20 protein-coding genes are annotated in these 23,051 nt (G+C 65.5%); 7 read left to right on the forward strand and 13 right to left on the reverse strand.

Annotation, left to right across the window (positions count from 1 at the left end):
• Window positions 1-19 precede the first annotated feature (19 nt).
• The 6 genes from ACNSTU_RS01150 to ACNSTU_RS01175 all read right to left on the reverse strand — a co-directional run bounded on the left by ACNSTU_RS01150 (window position 20) and on the right by ACNSTU_RS01175 (window position 6,687).
• On the reverse strand, window positions 20-1,093 hold the full coding sequence (locus tag ACNSTU_RS01150; protein ID WP_290631931.1) for a branched-chain amino acid ABC transporter permease: 1,074 nt from the start codon (window positions 1,091-1,093) through the stop codon (window positions 20-22).
• A gap of 5 nt (window positions 1,094-1,098) precedes the next feature.
• Complete coding sequence (locus ACNSTU_RS01155) at window positions 1,099-1,980, reverse strand: branched-chain amino acid ABC transporter permease (RefSeq protein WP_290631929.1); 882 nt, start codon at window positions 1,978-1,980, stop codon at window positions 1,099-1,101.
• A 9-nt stretch (window positions 1,981-1,989) separates the two neighbouring features.
• A complete protein-coding gene (locus ACNSTU_RS01160; protein WP_290631927.1) occupies window positions 1,990-3,957 on the reverse strand; it encodes an AMP-dependent synthetase/ligase in 1,968 nt (655 codons plus the stop codon).
• A complete protein-coding gene (locus ACNSTU_RS01165) occupies window positions 3,947-4,750 on the reverse strand; it encodes an ABC transporter ATP-binding protein (protein WP_290631925.1) in 804 nt (267 codons plus the stop codon). Before ACNSTU_RS01165 ends, ACNSTU_RS01160 begins: the two co-directional genes overlap by 11 nt.
• Before the next feature lie 241 nt (window positions 4,751-4,991).
• The gene (locus ACNSTU_RS01170) at window positions 4,992-5,738 is read right to left on the reverse strand and encodes an SDR family NAD(P)-dependent oxidoreductase (protein WP_290631923.1); all 747 of its coding nucleotides are present in this window, start codon (window positions 5,736-5,738) and stop codon (window positions 4,992-4,994) included.
• A gap of 28 nt (window positions 5,739-5,766) precedes the next feature.
• Window positions 5,767-6,687: a DMT family transporter gene (locus tag ACNSTU_RS01175; RefSeq protein ID WP_290631921.1), complete on the reverse strand. Its 921-nt coding sequence runs from the start codon at window positions 6,685-6,687 to the stop codon at window positions 5,767-5,769.
• 134 nt (window positions 6,688-6,821) lie between these two features.
• On the opposite strand from ACNSTU_RS01175, the gene ACNSTU_RS01180 reads away from it, so the two are divergent.
• Window positions 6,822-7,703, forward strand: coding sequence for an EamA family transporter (locus tag ACNSTU_RS01180; RefSeq protein ID WP_290631919.1), 882 nt, complete (start codon window positions 6,822-6,824; stop codon window positions 7,701-7,703).
• Here ACNSTU_RS01180 and ACNSTU_RS01185 read toward each other — a convergent pair.
• Both ACNSTU_RS01185 and ACNSTU_RS01190 read right to left on the reverse strand, forming a co-directional pair.
• Entirely contained in the window at window positions 7,648-8,334 is a 687-nt protein-coding gene (locus tag ACNSTU_RS01185; RefSeq protein ID WP_418212009.1) for a GGDEF domain-containing protein, read from the reverse strand. The genes ACNSTU_RS01180 and ACNSTU_RS01185 overlap by 56 nt on opposite strands.
• A 651-nt stretch (window positions 8,335-8,985) precedes the next feature.
• Entirely contained in the window at window positions 8,986-10,551 is a 1,566-nt protein-coding gene (locus tag ACNSTU_RS01190; RefSeq protein WP_290637780.1) for a class I adenylate-forming enzyme family protein, read from the reverse strand.
• A 431-nt stretch (window positions 10,552-10,982) separates the two neighbouring features.
• Between ACNSTU_RS01190 and ACNSTU_RS01195 the strand changes: the two genes are divergently transcribed.
• The gene (locus tag ACNSTU_RS01195) at window positions 10,983-11,558 is read left to right on the forward strand and encodes a histidine phosphatase family protein (protein ID WP_290637778.1); all 576 of its coding nucleotides are present in this window, start codon (window positions 10,983-10,985) and stop codon (window positions 11,556-11,558) included.
• A 63-nt stretch (window positions 11,559-11,621) separates the two neighbouring features.
• Here the strand turns inward: ACNSTU_RS01195 and ACNSTU_RS01200 are convergent, their stop codons facing one another.
• Complete coding sequence (locus ACNSTU_RS01200; protein WP_290631911.1) at window positions 11,622-12,824, reverse strand: ABC transporter substrate-binding protein; 1,203 nt, start codon at window positions 12,822-12,824, stop codon at window positions 11,622-11,624.
• 154 nt (window positions 12,825-12,978) lie between these two features.
• Window positions 12,979-14,433 (reverse strand): HDOD domain-containing protein, encoded by a 1,455-nt coding sequence (locus ACNSTU_RS01205; RefSeq protein ID WP_290631909.1) that lies wholly within the window; start codon window positions 14,431-14,433, stop codon window positions 12,979-12,981.
• A gap of 292 nt (window positions 14,434-14,725) precedes the next feature.
• On the opposite strand from ACNSTU_RS01205, the gene motA reads away from it, so the two are divergent.
• The 5 genes from motA to ACNSTU_RS01230 all read left to right on the forward strand — a co-directional run bounded on the left by motA (window position 14,726) and on the right by ACNSTU_RS01230 (window position 19,253).
• The gene (gene motA, locus ACNSTU_RS01210; RefSeq protein ID WP_290631907.1) at window positions 14,726-15,580 is read left to right on the forward strand and encodes a flagellar motor stator protein MotA; all 855 of its coding nucleotides are present in this window, start codon (window positions 14,726-14,728) and stop codon (window positions 15,578-15,580) included.
• 20 nt (window positions 15,581-15,600) lie between these two features.
• Window positions 15,601-16,467, forward strand: a complete 867-nt coding sequence (gene motB / locus ACNSTU_RS01215) for a flagellar motor protein MotB (RefSeq protein ID WP_290631905.1) — start codon at window positions 15,601-15,603, stop codon at window positions 16,465-16,467.
• Between the two features lie 73 nt (window positions 16,468-16,540).
• Window positions 16,541-17,383: a 6-pyruvoyl trahydropterin synthase family protein gene (locus tag ACNSTU_RS01220; protein WP_290631903.1), complete on the forward strand. Its 843-nt coding sequence runs from the start codon at window positions 16,541-16,543 to the stop codon at window positions 17,381-17,383.
• A gap of 74 nt (window positions 17,384-17,457) precedes the next feature.
• Entirely contained in the window at window positions 17,458-18,843 is a 1,386-nt protein-coding gene (hemN, locus tag ACNSTU_RS01225; protein ID WP_418212010.1) for an oxygen-independent coproporphyrinogen III oxidase, read from the forward strand.
• A 50-nt stretch (window positions 18,844-18,893) separates the two neighbouring features.
• Window positions 18,894-19,253, forward strand: coding sequence for a YbaN family protein (locus tag ACNSTU_RS01230; protein ID WP_418212011.1), 360 nt, complete (start codon window positions 18,894-18,896; stop codon window positions 19,251-19,253).
• Here ACNSTU_RS01230 and ACNSTU_RS01235 read toward each other — a convergent pair.
• From ACNSTU_RS01235 to ACNSTU_RS01245, 3 genes are all read right to left on the reverse strand, one after another.
• Window positions 19,250-20,389: an NnrS family protein gene (locus tag ACNSTU_RS01235; RefSeq protein ID WP_290631899.1), complete on the reverse strand. Its 1,140-nt coding sequence runs from the start codon at window positions 20,387-20,389 to the stop codon at window positions 19,250-19,252. The two genes, ACNSTU_RS01230 and ACNSTU_RS01235, sit on opposite strands and share 4 nt — an antisense overlap.
• 147 nt (window positions 20,390-20,536) lie before the next feature.
• Window positions 20,537-21,538 carry a cytochrome d ubiquinol oxidase subunit II gene (gene cydB / locus ACNSTU_RS01240; protein WP_290631897.1) on the reverse strand — a complete coding sequence of 334 codons (1,002 nt, stop codon included), beginning with the start codon at window positions 21,536-21,538 and terminating at the stop codon, window positions 20,537-20,539.
• Between the two features lie 6 nt (window positions 21,539-21,544).
• Window positions 21,545-22,960 carry a cytochrome ubiquinol oxidase subunit I gene (locus ACNSTU_RS01245; protein WP_290631895.1) on the reverse strand — a complete coding sequence of 472 codons (1,416 nt, stop codon included), beginning with the start codon at window positions 22,958-22,960 and terminating at the stop codon, window positions 21,545-21,547.
• Window positions 22,961-23,051 lie beyond the last annotated feature (91 nt).

Below are 23,051 nucleotides of genomic sequence, written 5' to 3' on the forward strand. Positions count from 1 at the left end.
TTGTTGTTTTCCCGGTCGTTCAGCTCCGTGAGTGGCGGAACGGCCAGACCAGGAAGTATTTCCTGATGTTGTCGTAGATCTTGGCAAGCCCCAGGGGCTCGAACAGCAGGAAGCCGATAATCAGCGCGCCATAGGCCATCAGCGGGATGTGCGCCAGCAGGTTCGTGGACACTGACAGCCAGCCCTGGATGGCCGCGTACGCGACCACGTTCGTCAGGAATATCGGCGCCAGCAGGACGAATCCGGCACCAAGATAGGCGCCGATGACACTGCCGAGCCCGCCCACGAGAACCATGGCCACCAGCTGGATCGAGACGTTGAAACCGAACTGCTCCGGCGTTACCGCCTGGTAATAGCAGAATGCCAGCACGGCGCCACTGACCCCGCCCAGGAACGAACTGGTGAAGAATGCCAGCAGCTTGTACTTGAAGCTGTTCACGCCGATGATCGATGCCGCGTAGTCCTTGTCACGCACGGCGACCAGGGCGCGGCCGAAACTGGTGCGTTTGATGTTGAGCACCAGCAGGGTCACGATCACGGCCCAGAGCAGGGCGCCGTAGTACAGTGCGGCATCGCTCTGCATGGGCACGAACAGGAAGGTCACGTCCGGCGTCTGCAGCGTGGCCTGGGCGCCCCCGGAGATGGCCGGCACGTTGATGATCACCCAGTCCACCAGGTACTGCATGGCGAGGGTTGCCATCACCAGATACAGGCCCTTGACGCGCAGCGCCGCCGCACCGAACAGACAGCCAATGAATGCGGCCGTCAGACCTGCGCCGATCAGCGCGATCTCGAACGGCCAGCCGGCCCGGACGATATGGATGCTCGAGTAGGCGCCGATGGCCATGACGGCGGCGAAGCCGAAGTGCAGCTGGCCCGCGATCCCCATCAGCAGCGTCAGTGACAGCGCTGCTGCACTCCAGACCAGCCAGGGCAGCATGTAGCTGCTGAGGTAGAGGTCCGACATGTACAGCGGTGCGGCCACCGCGAGCGCCAGCAGGATCCAGACCTGCCAGCGGTCGGTCGGCACCGGCCACAGGCGCCGGGCGGTCTCGTAGCGGGTGTGGTGGACTCCGGACAGTCGATAGAACATGGGATTCAGACCCTCTCGATGTCTTCGCGGCCGAAGATGCCGTGCGGCCGGATCATGATGGTGAACAGGATGATCAGCGAGGTGACCACGTCACGGGTGCCGCCACCCACGATAGGGTCCACGTAACCCGGGATGACGCTGCCGAGAATGCCGACGATCAGCCCGGCCACAAGCACGCCGATGATGCTGTCCAGCCCGCCCAGAATCACCACGGCCACCGCCGGGAACAGCAGCGTCGACAGCGTCCAGTCCACCCCCTGTACCGAGCCCCAGAGCGCGCCGGCGGCAACGGCGGAGATGCCGGCGAGCCCCCAGGAGATGCCCACCGCGCGCTCCACGGATATGCCCACCGACCAGCTCGAGACGTGATCGTCCGACACCGCTCGCAGCTTGGTGCCGAGCCGGGTGCGGAAGAACAGCAGTGACAGCCCCACGAGAATCATCGCCACGATGCCGCCAACCAGGTAATCGCGGTTGATGAACACGTCACCGACGATCACCGGGGTGAGCGGGATGCCCAGGTCCAGGGACTTGGGCGATGCGCCGAGCAGCCCCGGCCCGAGGCCGCGCAGGAAGATCTCCAGACCGAGGGTGAGCATGACGATCATGATGATCGGTTGCCCCACCATCTTGCGCAGCAGCAGGCGCTCGGCCAGGAGGCCGAAGCCGAACATCGCCGCTGCCGCCAGTGCAATGGCGAGATACAGGGGCAGTCCGGCCATGCTTGCGAGCATCCAGATGGCGTAGGCGCCGATCATGACCATGGCGCCCTGGGCCAGATTGGGTACGCCGGCGGACTTGTAGATCAGCACGATGCCAAGCGCCGTCAGGCTGTACATCAGCCCGGTGAGGGCGCCGTTGATGAGCAGTTCGAGAAAGTACGCCATAACCTTGCCTCACTTGTTCCCGGCTGCGGGCAGATCGCGGATGGCGAGATGGCGGCGGAGGACGCCGGACTCGCCGGTTTCATAGGTAATCCGGGCCTCGTACTCGATCTCGGTGCGCCCGTCGTAGAGCGCCTCGATGATCGGCGCGTAGTGCTTGTCGATCACGTTCCGACGCAGTTTCCGAGTTCGGGTGACCTCCCCGTCATCCGGGTCGAACTCCTTGTGGAGATTGACGAAGCGGCGGATCTGCAAGCCCTCCGGCAACTTCGTGTTGACGTGCGTGATCACGCCCTGAAGCCGGTCGTACACCTCGCTCTTCTGCGACAGATCGGCGTAGGAGGTGTAGGGCACGCCGTTCTCCTCAGCCCAGTGGCCTACGGCGTCGATGTCGATGCAGACGATGGCGGTGAGGTGATCACGCCCTTCGCCGACCACGCAGACATCCTTGATGTACTGGCTGAACTTGAGGTGGTTCTCCACATAGGTGGGGATGAACCGTTCGCCGGCGGCGGTATACACCACCTCGGAGACGCGGCCCAGCACCACGATCTGACCGTCCTCTTCCAGATAGCCGGCGTCGCCGGTGTGCAGCCAGCCGTCCTGCAGGGTCTCCGCCGTCGACTCCGGCTTGTTGTAATAGCCGTCGAAGACGTTGTCGCCGCGCATGATGATCTCGCCGTCGTCGCTGATCCGCACCTCGACTCCGGGGAACGCCTTGCCCACGGTGTGGAGCTTCAGCGTGTCCGGGTCCTGGGCGGCGCAAAGGGCGCAGTTTTCCGTCTGACCGTAGAACTGTCTGAGGTTGAGGCCGAGGGCGCGGAAGAACAGGAACACCTCCTCACCGATGGCCTCGCCCGCCGTGTAGGGGCGTTGGACGCGCCCCAGGCCGAGCTGGTCCTTGATCGGGCCGTAGACCAGAATCTCGCCCAGCGCGCGCCAGATCCGTTCACCGCTGCTCGGCGCCTCGCCGTTCAGACGGCGGCGCTCCAGCTCCACGGCGAACGGCATGAACCGGTTGTAGAGCCAGCGCTTGAAACCGGTGGACTCGTCAATGCCCACCTGGATGCGGGTGAGCATGTTCGACCACGCGCGAGGCGAGCTGAAGTAGAGGGTGGGTGCGATCTCGCGCAGGTCGTGCAGGGCGGTCTCCTGCCGCTCCGGGATGTTGACCGAGAACTGCAGCGCGATGGCCGCACCCACGGAGAAGATGAAATCCCCCACCCAGGCCAGGGGCAGGTAGGCCATGTGGATTTCACCCTGGTCGAAGTAGCCCGCCGCCGCCGCGTTGCGCACCCCGGCCAGGATATGGCCGTGTTTCAGCGGGATGCCCTTGGGCGCGCCGGTGGTCCCGGACGAGTGCAGCAGTACCGCCACGTCGTGGACGGTCGCGCGGCCCGTGAGCGACTCCCGCAGCGAGGCGTCGCCTTCCAGGCGTTTGCGCCCTTCTGCCGCAATATCACGGAAGGCGGCCACGCCGGACGGCTCCTTGCCGGCCAGGCCGCGCGGGTCGTCGTAGATGACCAGCTCCAGCTCCGGGTAGGATTCGCGGATCTGCAGCAGCTTGTCCACCTGCTCCTGATCCTCCGCCATGGCGAACCGGATCCCCTCACGGCGGAGCTGGTCCGCGACCTCGTCGGGAGTGGTATCCGGGTAGGCGGGGGAGGGGACGGCGCGCAGTGCCACCGCGCCGAGCATGCCGAAGTACAGCGCCGGGCGGTTGTCACCGATGACGAGAATGTTGTCTTCCTCCCCCACGCCGCGGGCTTCGAGTCCGGCCGCGAAGCAGAGCACCTGATCCAGGTACTCGGCCCAGGTGTACTCCTGCCAGATGCCCTGGTCCCGCTCGCGCATGGCAATCCGGTCAGGGTACTCGCGGGCGTTCCTGGCCAGCAGATTGATCAGGTGATCGTCGTGCTGCCAGTTGGGGTGGAGCGCCGCAGGGTTCGTCTCGTTCGCAAGCTGCTGTTCAGGCTGCATCGTTGCTCTTCCCGATGTAGGCCGCGACAACGGCGGGGTCCTTGATCGCGTCCCGGGCCGTGCCTTCGGCGATCTTCTCGCCGTTGTTGAGCACGGCCACGCGGTCGCAAATGGCGGTGACCACGTCCATGTGATGCTCGATGAGCAGGATGGTGAGGTTCAGTGCCTCCTGGGCATCCAGGATGAAGCGCACCATGTACTCCTTCTCTTCCTGGTTCATGCCTGCCATGGGCTCGTCCAGGATCAGAAACCGCGGTTCCGCGGCCAGCGCCCGCGCCAGTTCCACGCGTTTCTGCATGCCGAGCGGAATGACGTCCACCGGTTCGTCGCGAACGCTCTCCAGCTGCAGCAGGTCGATGATCTCCTCGACCTGCCGGCGGTGGGCCACTTCCTCCTTCTGCGCCCACCACCAATAGAACAGCGATGCCAGCGCGCTGGGGCGCATGAAGATGTGCCGCCCGAGGAGAATGTTGTCCAGCACGCTCATGCCCTTGAACAGCGCCACGTTCTGGAACGTGCGGGCGATGCCTCGTGAGGCGACCTGATAGGGTTTGAGGTGATTGATGGCGGCGCCTTCGAAGACGATCCGGCCTTCCTGGGGCGGGTAGAAGCCCGTGACGGCGTTGACCAGGGTGGTCTTGCCGGAGCCGTTCGGACCGACAAGTCCGAAGATCTCCCCCTGGCGAATGCCGAGATCGATTCCTTTCAGGGCCTTCAGGCCGCCGAAGCGGCGCACGACCTGCTCACAGGCGAGCGTGACGCCGTCATGCGTCGTCTGATCCGTCGTATCCACGGAGTGATCCTCTTGTCGCTGCGTTGTTGTTGGAGCCACTGTTGCCGCGGCTCTCTCCTCCTGTCATCCCCGCAGGGGCAGCGAGGCGGAGTAATGACGCTTACGTAAACGGAAAGCAATTCACGCTCGCATTCGTCGTTACTGCGCCTAGAACCAGAACATAGGTATCGTTTACGTAAGCGTCAAGTGTGACTTGTAGTGCGCTGCGGCAAGTGCCGCAGCGACGGGGCGGGAGAGGGAATCAGCCCTGAACGTGCTGCGTGTTGCCGCCGTCCACGACCACCTGGGAGCCGGTGATGAAGCTGGCGGCGGGACTGGCGAGAAAGGCGACGGTGTTGGCAATCTCCTGCGGGGTGCCGAGCCGGCCCATGGGGTTGCGTTTGAGCACCCGGGCGAACTGGTCCGGGTCGCCCTGCTGCACGCGGTCCCAGATGCCGCCGGGGAAGAGAATGTCGCCGGGCGCCACGGCGTTGACGCGCACCCCTTTCTTCACCAGCTTCATGGACAGGGATTTCATGTAGTGGCTCATGGCCGCCTTGATGGCGCCATAGGCGGCCAGCGGGGGCACCCCGACCATGCCGGCGATGGAGCTGATGTAGACCACCGCCGCGCGGTCGGACTCCAGCAGGTGGGGCAGCACCGTATCCACCTCGGAGACGGTGCCGAGGATGTCCGTGTCCACCATGGCCTTCCAGTCGGTGGTCATGGCGCTGACGTTCGGGATGAAGATGTCCAGGCCGCCAAAGGCGTCGGTGACGTCGCCGACCCAGCCGGAGAAGGCAGCGTGGTCGCTCACGTCCAGCGCGCGCCCGATGGCCTTGCCGGGGAGCGGCTCGAGCCGCTCGAGCATGGCATCGACCTTGTCCTGGCTTCGCGAACAGATGGCTACATGACACCCCTCCTGCGCGAGAGTCTCCGCTATGGCCGCGCCGATGCCTGCCGTGCTGCCGGTAATCAGCGCCCGGGCGCCGTTGAGTCCAAGATCCATGCTGCCTCCGTTACGTTGTTGTTTGTGCTCACTGCTTGCCGGCAGTCGGCTGCCGCACGGCCATGGCCACACCAAACACCGCCACGGCAATGCCCGTCAATGCCATGGGACCGAGCCGCTCGCCGAAGAGAATCCAGGCCTCCACCGCCGTGACCGGTGGCACCAGGTAGAACAGGCTCGCCACACGCGAGGCCTCACCGCGCCGGATCAGCGCCATGAGCAGCAGGATGGCGGCGATGGACAGCCCGAAAATCAGCCAGCCGAGGGTAAGCACGAAGGTCAGCGTCCACTCGATCTCGCGCGTCTCGAACACCAGCGCGGCCAGGCCGAGCACCAGCGATGCGCCCACGAACTGGATGAACGTGCCGGTGGTCAGCGGCATCTCGGTGCAGTAGCGCTTCTGGTACAGAGTGCCGATGGAGATGCCGAGCAGGGCGAGTGCTGCCGCAAGCAGTGCCACGGGGCCGAAGCCGGTGAACAGCGTTGCCGGGTCCGCCAGGTCCAGTTGCTCGCCGAGGACCAGGGTGATGCCCGCCAGGCCCAGGATGATCCCGATCCACTGATTACGGTTGATGCGCTCGCCGAGCCAGGAGCGTGCCAGCGCCGCGGTCACCAGCGGCTGCAGGCCGACGATCAGCGCCGTGACGCCAGCGGGCATGCCCTGGTCGATGGCCGAGAAGACGCCACCGAGGTAGGCCGCATGTACCAGCACCCCGGCGACACCGATGTGCAGCCAGGCCTTAAGGGTGCGCGGCCAGACCTCCCGCATGACGCGGATGATGAGATAGAGCACCACCAGCGTGCAGAGAAACCGGATGGTCAGGAACGTGAACGGCTCGGCATAGGGCAGTCCGAACCGGGCGCCGATGAACCCGGTGCTCCAGAGCAGCACGAACAGGATCGGCATGGCCCGGATCCAGAGACCCTGGGTTGCAGCGGATACGGCCAAGAGATGTCTCCTTCCAACCGGCACGGAATCGCCCCGGAGTGTATCAGCTCGGGCCGGGCCGTGATCGCGCTTGGCGCACGCGCCGGTTCGGGGTAGCCTTCGCGCCCTCGGCTTCGCGGAGGGATACCCGGCTCATGGCCTATCTCATTGGCATTACCCTGTTGTGGGCGTTTTCGTTCAGCCTGATCGGCGAGTATCTCAGCGGGCAGGTCGACAACGACTTCGCGGTGGTCACGCGCGTCCTTCTCGCCGGAGCTCTGTTCCTGCCGCTGTTGCGCTGGCGCGGTCTGCCGGCTCCACTCATTGGCGGTATGCTTCTGGTGGGCATGCTGCAGTTCGGGGTGACCTACCTGTGCCTGTACCGGTCCTTCGCCTATCTCACGGTGCCGGAGGTGCTGCTGTTCACCATCACCACCCCCATCTACGTTGCCCTGATTGATGATGCCCTGTATCGGCGGTTCTCCCCGGTGGCGCTCGCCGCGGCGGCCATGGCCGTCATCGGTGCGGCGGTGATCCGCTATGACGGTGTCACCGGGGACTTCATCACCGGTCTGGTCCTGCTGCAGGTCGCCAACATGGCCTTTGCCGCAGGGCAGGTGGGCTACAAGCACCTGACCCGCCGCTACCCCGTGGCTGTGCCGGGTTACCGCTATTTCGGCTTCTTCTTCATTGGCGGCGCAGTGGTCTCCGTACCCAGCTTCCTGCTCTTCGGCGACGCGGGAATGCTGCCGGAGACCGCCTGGCAGTGGGCCGTACTCGGCTGGCTCGGGCTGGTGGCCACCGGTCTCGGGCTGTTTCTGTGGAATCACGGCGCCTGCAGGGTGGATGCGGGCACCCTGGCAGTGATGAACAACGCCATGATTCCCGCCGGGCTGCTGGTCAACCTGCTCATCTGGAACCAGAATGCCGATCTGCCCCGGCTGGCGCTCGGGGGAGCGATCATGGCGGCATCACTGTGGTTCAATGCCCGCTTTTCTCGCAATGCGGCGTTGGGGTTGACGTCGGCGTCCCGCTAGCACCGGGCGGCAGCAGCACGGTGGTGTTACGGCCACGGTTCTTTGCCTCATAGAGGGCCTGGTCCGCCCGAAAGAGTGTTGACTCGACGGGTTCATCGGCGATGTGGAGCGTGATACCAACGGAGATGGTGAGGCGGTAGTCGTCGGGCAGTTCTGGTAGCTGCAGATCGAGAACGGTCTCCCGCAAGCGCTCCGCGGCCTGGTGGGCTGCCTCGGGGCCGGAGTTGTTGAGTATGAGAAGAAACTCCTCGCCGCCAAAGCGTCCGACGAAATCGCCCTGGCGAAGTGACGCACGAAGTGCATCTCCTACGCGGCACAGCGCCATGTCACCTGCCTGGTGGCCGTAGGTGTCGTTGACCTGCTTGAACAGGTCGACATCCACGAGGCCCACTGCCACGGGCGTACCTTCGGCGCGCTGGGAGTGCGCCTTTTCGCTCTGTGAATTGAGCTGCTCCAGAGCCGCGCGCCGGTTCGGCAGCCGCGTGAGCGGGTCCAGTGTGGCCAGGTCCCGGAGTTCCGCCAGGGCGATCTCCAGGCGTGCGTTGCGCTGGCGCAGGGTGTGTCTCAGCCCGGCTATGAAACCGCCCAGCAGGCAGAGCATAGTGATCACCAGCGCGTAGGTCAGAATCACAGGGGGCCTCGGCGCGGATATTCAGCCGCTCCGGCGCCCAGAAAGCCAGGGTGCCGATCAGAAAGACGTAGGCTGCGACGTGGTAGCCGCCGAGCCACAGCAGGCGGCGTGTATCGTAGGCGAGAGCGGCAAACAGCATCCCGACCGTTGCCATCAGCACCACCGCCACGCGCAGCTGCGGATCCTGGAGGTGATACATGCCATACAGGGCGGGCAGCAGGCTCAGCATGACCTGGGCTCCGGTCATGCTGGGGTCGTGCAGATAGAGGTTCACGCCCGAACGGATGAGCAGCACGTACGCTGCGAGCAGGGTGAGGTACATCAGTGCCACATGCACCACCCGGACGGGCTCCATGAAGCCGGCCAAGGTGGCACTGGCAAGGGTCAGCAGCAGGCAGAGCTGGGCCAGAAATCCCCACAGCGTGCGCTGCAGTCTCAGGGACTGGGCCCCGCTGACGGACTCGACGGATTTTTCCATGTTGACGCCGCGCCGACACCGGCCGAGGTGGAGCTGCCTTCCGGGATTCGGCGACTCATTCTAGTTATTGTTCGACGGCCAGCCGGGCCACGCCGGCCTAGCCATCCTTTTGATTATCGTCAAGCCTAACCCGCCGTGGCCGATTCGCGAAATACGCTGTGTGAGTATTGGTGTCAGCTGGTGGTCATGCCCTGCTGGTAGCGGTCGCGCAGCTCGCGTTTCAGGACCTTGCCGATGGCGGACAGCGGCAGCTCGTCCACGCACTGGATGTCGGCCAGGCGCTGGGTCTTGCCGAGCTGGCCGTTGGCCCAGGCGAGCAGGTCGTCCGGGTTGCCCTCGTAACCGTCCTCTATGACCACGAAGGCCACCGGCGTCTCGCCCCAGCGCTCCGACGGCACGCCCACGACAGCACAGTCGTGAACGGCCGGGTGCTCGCGCAGCACGGCCTCCAGATCGGTGGGGTAGATGTTGAATCCGCCGGATATGATCATGTCCTTCTTGCGGTCCATGATCACCAGGAAGCCGTCCTCGTCGAAGCGGCCGATGTCGCCTGTGCGAATGAACCGCCGCCCGTCCGGGGCGTACCATTCCGCCTCGGCGGTCTTCTCCGGCTGGTTGTGGTAGCCGATCATAAGGCCGGCGGAGTGGCCGACGATTTCGCCCATCTCGCCGTGCGGGACCTCATTGCCGTCGTCATCAATGAGCCGGATGTCGTGGCCGGGCACGGGCTGTCCCACGGTGTGCAGCTTGTCCGGATGGTGATGGGCCAGCAGGCTGCAGACGCCGCCGCCCTCGGTCATGCCGTAGTTGTCGATCAGGCGCCCGGGCCAGCGCGCGAGCACGTCCGCCTTGAGTTCGGCGCGGAAGGGCGCGCTGGTGCACAGCTTGCACTGGAAGGCCGAGAGATCGTAGGCGTCGAAGTCCGGCACATCCATGATGCGCTGGTATTGCACCGGCACGAGAATGGTATGCGTGACGCGGTACTGCTCGGCGAGCTGGAGGTAGCGTACGGCGTCGAATTTGGCCATCAGCAGCAGCATGCCGCCCAGCGCCAGCGTCTGGAAGAAGGGCACCAGCGTGGTGTTGGAATACAGCGGCGTCGACAGGAGGGTGATGCTCTCCGGCCCGATCCCGTACTCCTCGGAGATGCCCCGGCGGATGTGCCCCCAGCGCAGCTGATGGGGTTGCACGATCCCCTTGGGCGTCCCGGTCGTGCCTGAGGAGTAGATGATGTTGAAGGGCCACTCCGGCTCGATGCTCACAGCATCGGCCTGGCTTCCTTCCGCTGCGAGCCATTCGCCGAGCGGCGTGCCCGCGGCGGTGTCATCCAGGGTGATCCAGCGTGCATCGATCCGTGCGCTGACCGGGGCGAGGGCTTCCGCATTGGCCGCATCCACGAACAGGTGGCCTGCGCCAGCGTCGGTCACCATGTGGGCGAGGCTCTCCGGCGTGGCCGAGGGGGCTAGCGGAGCGGCGACGACACCCGCACGCAGTGCGCCCAGGAAAACGGTCACGTAGGCGATCGATGTGCCCGCGCAGATGCTGATGGCATCGCCGGGGCCGAGGCCGTCCCGTTGCAGCGTTGCCGCGACCCGCTCCATGGCGGCGTTCAGCTCGCCGTAGGTCATTGTCGCTCCGTCCTGCACCAGCGCCCGGGCGTCCGGGCGTTCCCCGGCGTGGGTGCGGATCAGGTCCGGCACAGTGGCGAAGGGCTGTTCACTGAGGGCGTTCAGGTCCATGGAATTACGTCCTGTCTCCGGGCGATCGGGGAAGACTAGTGGAGAAGGCTGAGGGTTGTCCATACTGCGAACAAGGATTTCGCAGTGCAGAACATAGCGGGCAGTCAGGCCTTCGTCCTGCGCTCACTGTCCACTGTGCTGCGGCCTGATTCCTTGCCCTGGCAGAGCGCCGCATCGGAATGTCAGGAGCACGAACGCGAGCACCAGCGAGCTGGTTGCCACTCGCATGGCCATCAGGCTGTAGAATGCGAAGCGGGCGCGGATCGGGTCGATGGTATAGCGTGAGGCCGACGAGGATTCGAGGGTCGAGGGTTGGTTTGTTGCGGGCTGGTCGACCATTCGTGTCGCGGGCGGTGCTCCCCGATCCTGTGGTGGACTGTTCACGATCGTACATGCATGCACAACAGTGGGGCATTTAAAGGGGAAGCGGTGTGAGCGGAGTCGCAGATGACCGAGTAACTCTCTATCTGGTGCGCCACGGCAGGGCTGCGGGCTCCTGGGACGAATCCCGGGACCCGCGGCTTGATGCCGAGGGCCACAGACAGGCCGAGCGCGCATCTGCGGAAATCGATGCAATGGCCGGGCGCCCGCTGGCGCTGTGTACCAGCCCGCTGCAGCGGGCCCGCGAGACCGCCGCGCCCCTGGCGGCGCGCTGGGAAACGGCCCCCGCCGTGGAGCCCGGGGTGGCGGAAGTGCCGTCGCCGGGGATGTCACTGCAGGAGCGGGGTGGCTGGTTGCAGGGCCTGCTGCAGTCCCGCTGGCCGGATCTCGAGCCGCATCTGTGGCAGTGGCGTGAGCAGGCAGTGGACACCCTGTGCGCCTGCCAGCGCGATACGGTGTTCGTCACCCACGCGGTCCTGATCAACGCCGTGGTGGCGGCCGTCACCGATGACCCGCGGGTGCTGGTGTTCCGGCCCGACTACTGTTCGGTCACGACCCTGCATCTGCGCCGGGGCGCGCTGGCGCTGCACGCCCTGGGCCGTGAAGCCGATACCCGCCTGCGCTGAGTGGTGGTGTCCCGTCCCGGCAGTACGCGCGATTGATGCGCTTCGCCTGGACGGGGTAACCGGTTACTGCAGGTAGTCGCAGTTGCTCTCGTCCAGTGGCCGCACGGTCTGCTCCGCCGGGATAGTGTTCAGGATCTCGTAGTAGTCACCCGCGGCTTCCGTGTCGCGCGGCGACTTGATGCGGGCCAGGTGCATGTCGATGGCCAGGCGTCCATCGGCGCGCAGTTCCCCGCCGCGGCCGTAGATGTCGTCCACCGGCGTGGCGCGCATCTGTTCCATCACGGTCTCCGGGTCGTCCGTGCCCGTCGCCTCGATGGCGCGGAGGTAGTGCGTGACGGCCGAATAGACGGACGCGCTGAACTGACTGCCGAAGAAGCCGGACCGTTCCTGGAACCGCTCGGCCCAGGCGCGATTGTCGTCGTCGTCGTTCCAGTACCAGGCCGTGGTCAAGCGCAGGCCCTGAGAGACGTACAGGCTCAGTTCCTCGGGCAGGGCTTCCGTGGTCAGCAGACCGGCGAGGATCTGATCGCCCTCGGGAATCCCGAGTTCGTACGCCGTGCGGATGGCCCGGGCCTGATCCTGCCCGGCATTGGCCAGGGCAATGACGTCCGCCCCGGAGGCTGCCGCTTCGAGGATCGGCCCGACGAAATCCTCGCCCTGGAAGGGGTGCAGGGAGGTGCCTACAACCCGGCCGTCGTGGGCTTCGATGACGGCGGTGGAGTCCGCCTGCAGGCTCTCCCCGAAAGAGTAGTCGGCGGTGACGAAATGCCAGCTCTCGTAGCCTTCCTCCAGCAGCGCCGCGGTGGTCCCTGCCGCCAGGGCATAGGTGTCGAACATCCAGTGCGCGCCCAGAGGCGAGCAGTGCTCGCCCGTCAGGCTCGACGAGACGGAGTCGGTGTGGAGCGTGATGATGCCGTGTTCGCGGGCGTAGTGCTGAATGGGAATGGCCGTGTTGGAGCCCACCATGCCCAGGAACGCATCCACGTTGTAATTCTCGTGCAGGTCGCGCGCGTGCTCCATGGCGAGGTCTTCATCCAGCGCATGGTCGCGCGAAATGACCCGGATCCGGTTGCCCAGCACTTCACCGCCAAAGTCTTCCACGGCCATGGCGGCGGCGATCTCGGCCCCTTCGCCCACTTCCCGGTAGGTCGATTGCATGTCGGAGATCAGGCCGATGCGCACCTCGCCGTCCGAGATGCCGGCGTGCGCCGCGAGCGGCGAGGCCAGTAGACCCAGGATTCCAAGACCAATGACTGAGCGTCGCATTCCGTGTCTCTCCTTGCGTCCTCCGGACGCCGACGTATGACGTATTGTTGTTGTGCGGGTGCAATGGCCCCCAGAGCCGCTGCTCCGTGACGTCGGCGAGTATGACATGTTCCATTTCCCGGTTGGAGCCCGGGCTCGGCCGGGCGCTGTGTCGCTACTGTTTCTCCAGTGCCTCCTCAAGGGCCACGCACACCCGGTGAAAGGCCTCCCGGGCGCCGTCGTCCATGGCGCATTCGTTGCCGAGCCGGTCTGCGAATAGTACGCCGACCAGGCCTTTCGGGCCCCGTATCGCCTGTATCAGGTAATCGTCGGCCTGGAACAGTACGCCGCCCAGGGCCTTCAGTTTGTGCCGCAATGGTGATGGTTTACCCGCCGTCACCCGCGCCGGTTTCCTGCCGGGTGGCAGATGATTCATGAGCCACTGCCCCTCGGCGGGCAGGCCGGTGGTGAGCAGGATAGGGTCTGTCTCCGCGCCCAGCGCCAGATAGGGCCGGAGTGTGTCGGCGTTCTTGTTGAGGCGGAAGAAGATCGTCCTGTTCATGCCGAGCCCGTGGTGAACCGCGCGCGTCGCCAGCGTCAGCAGGGGGGCGTAGGTGTCCACGCGCTCATGCCGCAGTTCCAGCTCGTTGCGAATGCGGTCCAGGTTGTCTTCTTCCAGCTCTTCGATGAGGCGCTGGAACACGTCATGCCGGGGCATCAGGCACATGCCGCGCGCGGGCACGGACGCCTCCGGCTGGGGCTGCGTGCGGGTGAGCGGCAGCCACGCGGGCGGGCTTTGCAGCGGGTGCTCCTCTGCCGCCTGCCGGGAGATGGGCGGGATGGTCTCGGCCGCACTCTCGGTGTCCGTTGCAAGATAGGTTGCGAGCACCTCCAGTAGCCGTTCCATGCCCGTAGTTTCCCAGCCATGCTCGCCGATGGATGTCAGCTCCAGGGCGAGGCGAATGCCCAGGGTCCGCCGGGAGGTGATGTTCTCCGGGAGGACGTACTCCATCATCAGCGTCGGGATCCGCCACGCCTCGTTCAGGCCCATGGCGAGGTCCATGGCGGCGAAGCCGAGGGTGACGTACTCCGCCTCGCGGCGGCGGATGCCGGTGCGCTCACGGAGTTCGTCCATCGTCTCCATGAGCGCCTGGCCATCCGGGTCGGCCCGCAGTGCGAACTCGCCTGCATAACGCGCGAGGGCCGCGGCATAGACCTCGCCCGGGAGGATGTCCTTGCGCCGTTCTGCCCAATGTTCCGCCTGTCGGGCCGTGTGGTACGCGTTCGCGAGGGCGCGGCGGTACTTCTCCGCGGCGGATGCGGACAGGGTGGAGTCAATCGCGGGCCAGCCCTTGGCAAGCTCCATGGCCCGGCTTTGCCCGAGCATGAGTAGCGCCTGGTCGGGTGTGGTGGTCTGTGCGTCCAGGTGCCGGTGCTTGTGGCCGTTCGCCGCGCGCAGGATGTTCATGGCCAGGGCCGGGTCCCGGACGATTATCGGGTGCAGGTCGCGTACACCGAGATTGTTGCCCTCCGGCCCTGCCAGGCGTGCCAGCGCCGCCGCAGACGACGGCAGTATCGGCAGATACGGCTTCTCCAGGTGGGACAGCCAGTCCTCCAGGCGTTGTTGCATGGTCTGCTCCTGATGCTCGGGCTCGCGAACCTCTTTAATTGTGGCCCGATTGTCGCCGATGGCCCGGCGGCAGTTTGCGAACCAGTTGGCCGTTATGAATACCCGCCCCCGTGTAGCATGCCGTTTGAATGGCCGGTCAGGAGGGCCGGGTGAGCGGGCGGGAATCATCGGGCTTCAGTTTCCGCAATACCGGCCGATCACAGGGACAGAGTTCAAGCGGACGGCGGCGGTGTGCGCGCCCGTCCTCCGACACGCTTCAAACAAACAAGTCCACAGGGCGTGGGAGTGGAACATGTTGATTGTCTTGGGTGCGTTGATTGTGGTGTTTTCGGTCATTACGGGCTATGTGGCCCACGGTGGCCAGCTCGCAATCCTATGGCAGCCCTACGAGTTCCTCATCATCAGTGGCGCCGCTTTCGGCGGCTTTCTGATCGCGAATCCGGGCAAGGTCGTCAAGAAGGTCTTCCGGGTGATCCCGCTGTTGTTCAAAGGTACGGTCTACAGCAAGGCCACGTACATGGACCTGTTGGCCATGCTCTACGACCTCTTCTACAAGGCGCAGCGCGAAGGGCTGCTGGCCATTGAGGAGGACGTCGATGATCCGCAGAACAGCGAGCTCTTCCAGAAGTATCCGCGCATCCTCGCCGAAGAAGAGGCCATGACCTTTCTCACGGATTATCTGCGCCTGATGGTGGGGGGCAGCATGAATCCCCATGAGCTGGAAAACCTCATGGACCTGGAACTGGAGACCCTGCACGAAGAAGAGGAGATGCCCGCCCACGCGGTCAACATGACCGCCGACGCGCTCCCGGGTTTCGGCATCATTGCGGCGCTGCTGGGCATCACCATTGCCATGGGTGAAATTGACGGCCCGGTCACAGTAATCGGGCAGCTGGTTGCCGCCGCACTGATCGGCACGTTCACCGGCATTCTCGCCGGCTATTCCTTCGTCGGTCCTCTGGGCAAGGCCATGGAGCACCGTGCACGGGAGAAGGCCAAGCTGCTGGAGATCATCAAGGTCACCATCATGGCCATTCTCAACGGATACAAGCCGGTGCTTGCCGTGGAGTTCGGGCGCAAGGTCATGTACGACAACGAACGCCCCGGTTTCGAAGAACTCGAGAACCATCTCAAGGGCCGCGGCTGAGGTAGTCCAGGAGCGAAAGCATGGATGACAAGACTCAGCCGATAATCATCAAGCGCGTCAAGAAGAAGCAGGAGGCTGCTCACGGCGGCTCCTGGAAGGTGGCGTTTGCCGACTTCATGACCGCCATGTTCGCGCTGTTTCTGGTGCTGTGGCTGGTTTCGGTCGTGGACGATGACCAGCGGCGGGGAATCGCGAACTACTTCCAGAACCCCACCGCCTACCAGGACGCCGGCGAGCAGCCGGGTGACAACCTCATCGATCTGGAAGGTGGCAGCGAGACGCCGTTGGACATCGCCGACTCGCCGCGCGAACCGACGGTGGAGGACATCATGCGCGTCGCCGAAGATTACCAGCGCGACCGCATGGAGTCCCTGCAGGCCGATCTGGAGGACGCCATCGAGCAGAGTCAGGCGCTGGAGCCTTTCAAGGATCACCTGCTGCTGGATATCACCCCTGAAGGGCTGCGCATACAGCTTGTGGACAAGCGCAACCGGCCCATGTTCGATCTGGGGGAGGACGATCTGCGGGACTACGCCGAGGCGATCCTGATGGAGCTCGGGGAGGTCATCAATGCCGTGCCGAACAAGATCAGTCTCACGGGCCATACGGACGCTGTGGCGTTCACGGACCCGGACGAGTACGACAACTGGGAGCTCTCCGCTGATCGTGCCAATTCGGCCCGACGTGCGCTGCTGGCCGGCGGGACGGAAGCCGAACGCATTGCGCAGGTGACGGGGCTTGCCGATACGGTGCTATTCGACAAGGAGAATCCGCAGAATCCGATCAACCGGCGCATCAGCATCGTGGTGCTCAACCCGCAGGCCGAGCGGGCCATTATGGAGCGCGCGGACACCTCCCGGTTCACGCCGGCGGACGTGACCGACTGAGCGTCGGGACATCCGCCCGGCCATTGGGGTAAACTGCGCAGCCCGACTGTCCACACCACGCTGCGAGTACCCCATGGCCCGCCTATTCGTCGAACAGCTGACCGTCATCGATTCCTCGCGGCTCGATCCCGTCGACGGGCTGGTGGGCGAGAGCTGGATCGTCGATGTGGAGATCGGCGGCAGCCTGGATGCCCAGGGCATGGTCTTCGATTTCGGTGACATCAAGCGCGAGCTCAAGGCCGCCATTGATGACACCGTCGATCATCGTCTGCTGGTCCCGGAGCAGGGCACCGAGGTCAGCCACACCGACGGCGGAGTCGCGGTGGAGTTCCCGAGTCGCCGCGGCACGATTCGCATGAGCGGCCCGGCGCACACGGTGGTGGTGGTGCCCGGTGCGCGGGTGGACGCTGCGGCGCTGGAGCGGCTGCTGCAGGGCACTCTGTTACAGCGGCTCCCGGGCAACGTGACGGATCTCGTCGTGCACCTCCGGCACGAGGCCATCGACGGCGCCTGGTACGCCTACAGCCATGGCCTGCAGGCCCACGGCGGCGCCTGCCAGCGGATCGCCCATGGTCACCGCTCCCGGCTGATCGTCCATCGCGACGGTGAGCCGGCGCGGGACTGGGAGCAGTACTGGGCCCGACGCTGGAAGAACATCTACCTCGGTACCCGCCAGCACCTGGTGGCCACATCCGACCGCGACGGCGTTCCCTTCCACCGGTTTCGTTACACGTCGGGCGAGGGCGTTTTCACGCTGGAACTGCCCGCGGCGGCCTGCGAACTGCTGGAAACGGAAACAACGGTGGAGCAGATCGCCGCTCACCTGCATGCGTCGATGAAAGAGCAAGAGCCCACCGTTCGCCTGACCGTGCGCGCGTTCGAGGGTGTCGGCAAGGGCGCTCTCGCCGACGGTTGACCTGGGTCAATGTCCGCGCCGGGTCGCGGGGCTAGCCTGATCGGGTGCAAGAAACCCGTCAGGTGATGGAGCCCATGCAGACCGTTTTCGACCGCCCGCTGTACGACAAGTACGACGTTCCCGGGCCACGGTATACTTCGTATCCCACGGCGCCGCATTTCCACGGGGGATTCGGCGCCGACGCCTACATTGACGTCGCCCGCGCCAGCAACGACGATCCCGTGCCGCGGCCGCTGTCGCTGTATCTGCACATCCCGTTCTGCCACAGCCTCTGCTACTACTGCGCGTGCACCAAGATCATCACCCGGCACCCGCACAAAGGCGAGATCTACCTCCACTACCTGGAGCGCGAACTGGCCCTGCAGGGGGCGCTGTTCGACGACGATCGGCCCCTCAGGCAGCTCCATCTCGGCGGTGGCACACCGACCTTTCTGGAAGACCACCAGCTCTGGCGGCTGATGCAGACCATCATCCGGCACTTCCCGCCGGCGCCGATGGGCGAGCGCGAGTTCTCCATCGAGATCGACCCGCGCGCTGTGGGCCCCGATACCATGCGCATGCTGGGCGAGATGGGCTTCAACCGCATGAGCATCGGCGTGCAGGATTTCGACCCCGCCGTGCAGAAAGCGGTCAACCGCGAGCAGTCCGCAACCCTGGTGCGTGAGGTCATCGAGCAGGGGCGCGGGTCGGGGATGGAGTCCCTGAGCCTGGACCTCATCTACGGGCTTCCGCACCAGTCCGTGCGTACCTTCGATGCGACCCTGGACGAGGTGCTCGCCATCCGTCCTGACCGTTTGTCCGTGTACAACTACGCCCATCTCCCCGAGCGCGTGAAGGCCCAGCGGCTCATCGCCTTCGAGACCCTGCCGTCGCCGGAAGAGAAGCTCGGCATTCTCGAGCACACGGTGCAGCGGCTCACTGAGGCGGGCTATGTCGCCATCGGCCTGGATCACTTTGCGCTGCCGGACAGCGACCTGGTGCACGCCATGGAGAACAACACCCTGCAACGCAACTTCCAGGGCTACTCCACCCACGCCGAGTGCGACCTTGTGGCCGCCGGCATGAGCGCCATCGGCATGATCGGTGGTCACTACTGCCAGAACGCGGCCGACCTGCGCAGCTACTACGCCGCCCTGGACGCCGGGCGTCTGCCCGTGGCAAAGGGTTGCCAGCTCGATTTCGACGACCGGGTGCGCAGAACCGTGATCGAGCGGCTCATGTGCCGCACCTGGGTGGATTTCGACGCCATCGAGCGGCGTTTCGGGATTCATTTCACCGACTACTTCGCCCCGGAGCTGGAGGCGCTGGCGCCCCTGGAGGCGGACGGGCTGATCCAGCGCGAGTCCGACGGCATCAGGGTGCTGCCCACGGGGCGCCTGCTGCTACGCAACGTCGCCATGGTATTCGATCGGTATCTGCAGGACGGGACGGCGAACGTGCGCTACTCCCGAACGGTGTAGCATGACCGTATCCGCGCCGTATGGCGCGCCCTGACCGCGAGAGGGTTGCCGTGGTGACGCGCTGGCTCTGGCGGGTGCTCGGTGTGACCTGTGTGGGGATTGGCGCCGCAGGCACCGTCGTGCCGCTGCTGCCGACCACGCCGTTTCTGCTGGTGGCCGCCTGGGCGTTTGCGCGCGGCTCCGAGCGCTGGCGCCAGTGGCTGTTGAACCACCCCCGGTTCGGGCCGCCCATCCACGCCTGGCAGAGCCAGCGCGCAATTCCCCGCAAAGTGAAGTGGATCGGCATCGCGTCGGTGGTGGCCAGCCTTGGCATCGCGCTGTGGGCGCAGCTGCCGCCGGCGGCACTGGCGATTCAGGTGATCGCCCTGGTGTGCGTCACCATCTTCCTGCTCACGCGCCCCGACGCTTAGGTGGTTCGCGGGCGCACCAGCAGGGGCGTGTAGGCGACGGCGAAACAGAGATAGGCGAGCGCCCAACCCAGCCCGGACGCGGCGGCGAGCCACGGGATCTCGACGGAGAAGGCGAGGCCCAGGCGCGCAAGGGCGGCAAGCGTGATCAGTGCGAAGCCGGCCACCGCCAGCCAGGGGGCCACCAGCGGCCGCCCCGTATGGCCCAGGGAGACACGCGCCATCATGCCGATGCACAACGATCCCATTGCCCCCACCATCAGCGCATGCAGCCCGGCCGACCACGCGATGGTGGCTCCGGACAGGCTCATACCGAGCAGCGCCAGCCCCACCGGAATCCAAAGATACCCCAGGTGCAGAATCCACAGCAGCGGCGTGCGCCAGGTCTGCCACGGCCGCCAGGCGATCCAGCGCGCCAGCAGAAAGCCGGCCGCCGCGAACAGGATCGGCGCCAGCATGGGATCGCGGCCACCCAGCAGGTACATGGGCACCAGTAGCAGCACCGCCAGGGTTGCGCACCAGTTCAGCGCCGGCCACTGGCGCGGACGGCTGTCGGCCAGCCAGCGCTCCGTGAAGAAGGGAATGACCCGGCCACCCATGAACACCAGCAGCATGGTCACCAGCAGGATGGTCACATCCAGCGCCGGCATTGCCGCGCCGGGCAGGATGCCGTGGATATCCAGGTGGATAACGCCGTTGAGTACGGCGAAGGCGCCGAACAGGGGGATGAACATATAGTTGCGGGTGTTGCGGGCCGGCAAAAGGGTGCGACCAACGAAATACGCCAGCAGCGGCAGAAACGCCAGGTCAACGATGCTCACCAGCCAGAAGGGTACCAGCCAGGGCACCAGAAAGCCCACGCGGGCGGCCAGCCAGACGCCCACCAGCAGCGCCAGTTCCCGGGGCGTGACCGACTGCCGGCCCGCCCAGTTCTGCGCGGCGGTCAGCACGAATCCGGCAATCACCGCCATGGTGAAGCCGAATAGCATCTCGTGGCCGTGCCAGATCATCGGCGGCACCGGCGCCGTAGTGCCGACGCCGTAGGCAAGCAGGGTAACCCAGACACCCATCCAGGCCAGGGACAGCCAGGCCGCGCCGAGAAAGAAGGGGCGGAAAGCGATGGAAAACAGCGCATGCATGGGAGGCTCTTGGTGGCCCTGGATTGCCCTGCCAGCATGCCCGTCGCGGTGCAGACATCACATTGATGTGGATCAAATGCATGTTAATTAGCCGGAGGGGCGGTCGGTTACACCCCTCCGGCTGATGCGCCTCTCATCGTGGCGCCGTCAGTGGTACCCCTCGCCGGCGCGGACCTTGCCGCGGAAGACCCAGTAGGTCCACGCGGTGTAACCCAGAATCACCGGCGTGATGAACAGCACGCCCAGCAACAGGAACAGCTGACTCTCCGGTGCCGAGGCGGCGTCCCAGAACGTGTGTTCCGGTGGCACGGCCAGCGGCCACATGCTGATCAGCAGCCCCGCGTAGAAAGTAATGAACAGCGTCAGCGTGGCGATGAACGGAATCCCCTCGCGCCGCTTCTCGATGGCCTGCCACAGCCACGCCGCCGCGCCGAGGGTGACCAGTGGGAAGATCCACAGCCACTCGATGTTGCCGAGCCAGCGGTCCAGGACCCGCGCCTCCGCCAGCGGCGTCCAGATGCTGATGATGGCGAAGAACAGCATCACCGCGCCGAGCATCCAGCGTGCCACGCTGTAGGCCCAGGTCTGCAGCGCGCCCTCGGTCTTCAGGATCAGCCATGTGGCGCCGAGCAGGGTGTAACCGCACACCAGCGCCAGACCGGTCATGACCGTGAATGGCGTGAGCCAGTCGAGCGGGCCGCCCACGTAGGTGAACCCGTCCACCTCGAAGCCCTGGATGTAGGCGCCGACCACGGCGCCCTGGGCGAAGGAGGCCACCAGCGAGCCACCGAAGAAGGACCAGTTCCACAGGTACTTCGAGCGGTTCGCCTTGAAGCGGAACTCGAACGCCACGCCGCGGAAGATCAGGCCGGCGAGCAGCAGGAACACGCCGATGTACAGCGCCGGCAGGAACACCGCGTAGACCAGCGGGAAAGCCGCCAGCAGCCCGGCGCCGCCAAGAATCAGCCAGGTCTCGTTACCGTCCCAGACCGGGGCGACGGTGTTCATCATGGTGTCCCGGGCCTCCTCGTCCGGGGCGAAGGGGAAGAGAATCCCCACGCCCAGGTCGAAGCCGTCCATGAGCACGTACATGAACACGCCCAGGCCGATGATGCCGATCCAGATCAGAGTCAGGTCAATCAGTTCCATGGTCATCTACCTCCGCACGCCTTCCGGAGCCGCGCCGTCGTCAAAGCTCGTGTCCACGGCGGAGAACGGGCGCTTGGGCCGTCCTTCCGACGCCTCGGGGGTGCCCTCCAGGGCTTCCGGTCCGGCCTGGATCAGACGCACCAGGTAGTAGAGCCCGGCGGCGAAGATCACCGCGTACACGGCGATGAAGCCGATCAGGCTGAACAGCGCCATCCATCCAGTGAGAGAAGGTGTGACCGCCTCGGAGGTGCGCATGATGCCGTGAATCACCCAGGGCTGGCGGCCGATGTCGGTGACGAACCACCCGGCCAGCACGGCCACGAAGGGCAGCGGGATCATCCAGGTAAACACCCGCAGCAGTCGCGGCGAGTCGAACAGCCGTCCGCGCAGCCGCTGCACCAGGCCCACGGCGGCCACGGCGATCATCAGCAGGCCGATGGCCACCATCACCCGGAAACTCCAGAACACCCAGCCCACCGGCGGCCGGTCCTCCGGTGCCCACTCCTTCAGGCCGGGCACTTCGCCCTGCAGGTCGTGGGTGAGAATCAGGCTGGCCGCGTTGGGAATGGCGATCTCCAGGTAGTTGCGCTCGTTGGCGGCGCTGGGGATGGCGAACAGGATCAGCGGTGCGCCCTGTTTCGTCTCCCAGGCCCCTTCCATGGCGGCAACCTTCTCCGGCTGGTGTTCGAAGGTGTTCAGCCCGTGCAGGTCGCCGACCACGAGCTGTGCCGGGGCGATGAAGGCGAGCAGGACCACGGTCATGCCCAGCGCCTTCCTGTTGATTTCCGGCGCCCGCCCGCGCAGCAGGTACCAGGCGCTCACCCCCGCCACCACGAAGCCGGCGGTCAGGAACGACGCCAGTGCCATGTGGAAGAAGCGCGGCCACAGAGACGGGTTGAAGATGGCCTCGCTCCAGGAGGTGACGTAGATCAGCCCGTCGCGCATCTCGATCCCGGCCGGAGTCTGCATCCAGCTATTGGCGGAGAGAATCCAGAACGACGAGATGAACGTGCCCAGCGCGACCATGCAGGCGGCGAACAGGTGGACCCCCTTGGGCACCTTGTCGCGTCCGAACAGCAGCACGCCGAGGAAGGTGGCCTCCAGGAAGAAGGCGGTGACCACCTCGTAGCTCAGCACTGGCCCCAGGAAGTTCGCCGAGGCGTAGGAGAACGCACTCCAGTTGGTCCCGAACTGGAACGCCATGACGATGCCGGAGACTACCCCCATGCCGAAGATGACGGCAAAGATCCGCGTCCAGAACCGGGACAGCCGCGCGTAGACCGGGTTCTCCGTACGGTAGAAGAGGCCTTCCAGCGTGGCGATATACGCCGCCAGCCCGATGGTGAAAACCGGAAACAGGGCGTGAAACGACACCACGAAGGCGAATTGAATGCGAGAAAGAAGCAGTGGATCCAGTTCCATGACGGCCGTGCACTCCACAGTTGAAGGACGGCTGTATTCTGCAGTGCGTCATGGCGCCCGTTGTTGATGTAGATCAACCGAAGGGGTAGTC

The organism is Aquisalimonas sp. APHAB1-3 (genome assembly GCF_048323695.1).
Lineage (GTDB): Bacteria > Pseudomonadota > Gammaproteobacteria > Nitrococcales > Aquisalimonadaceae > Aquisalimonas.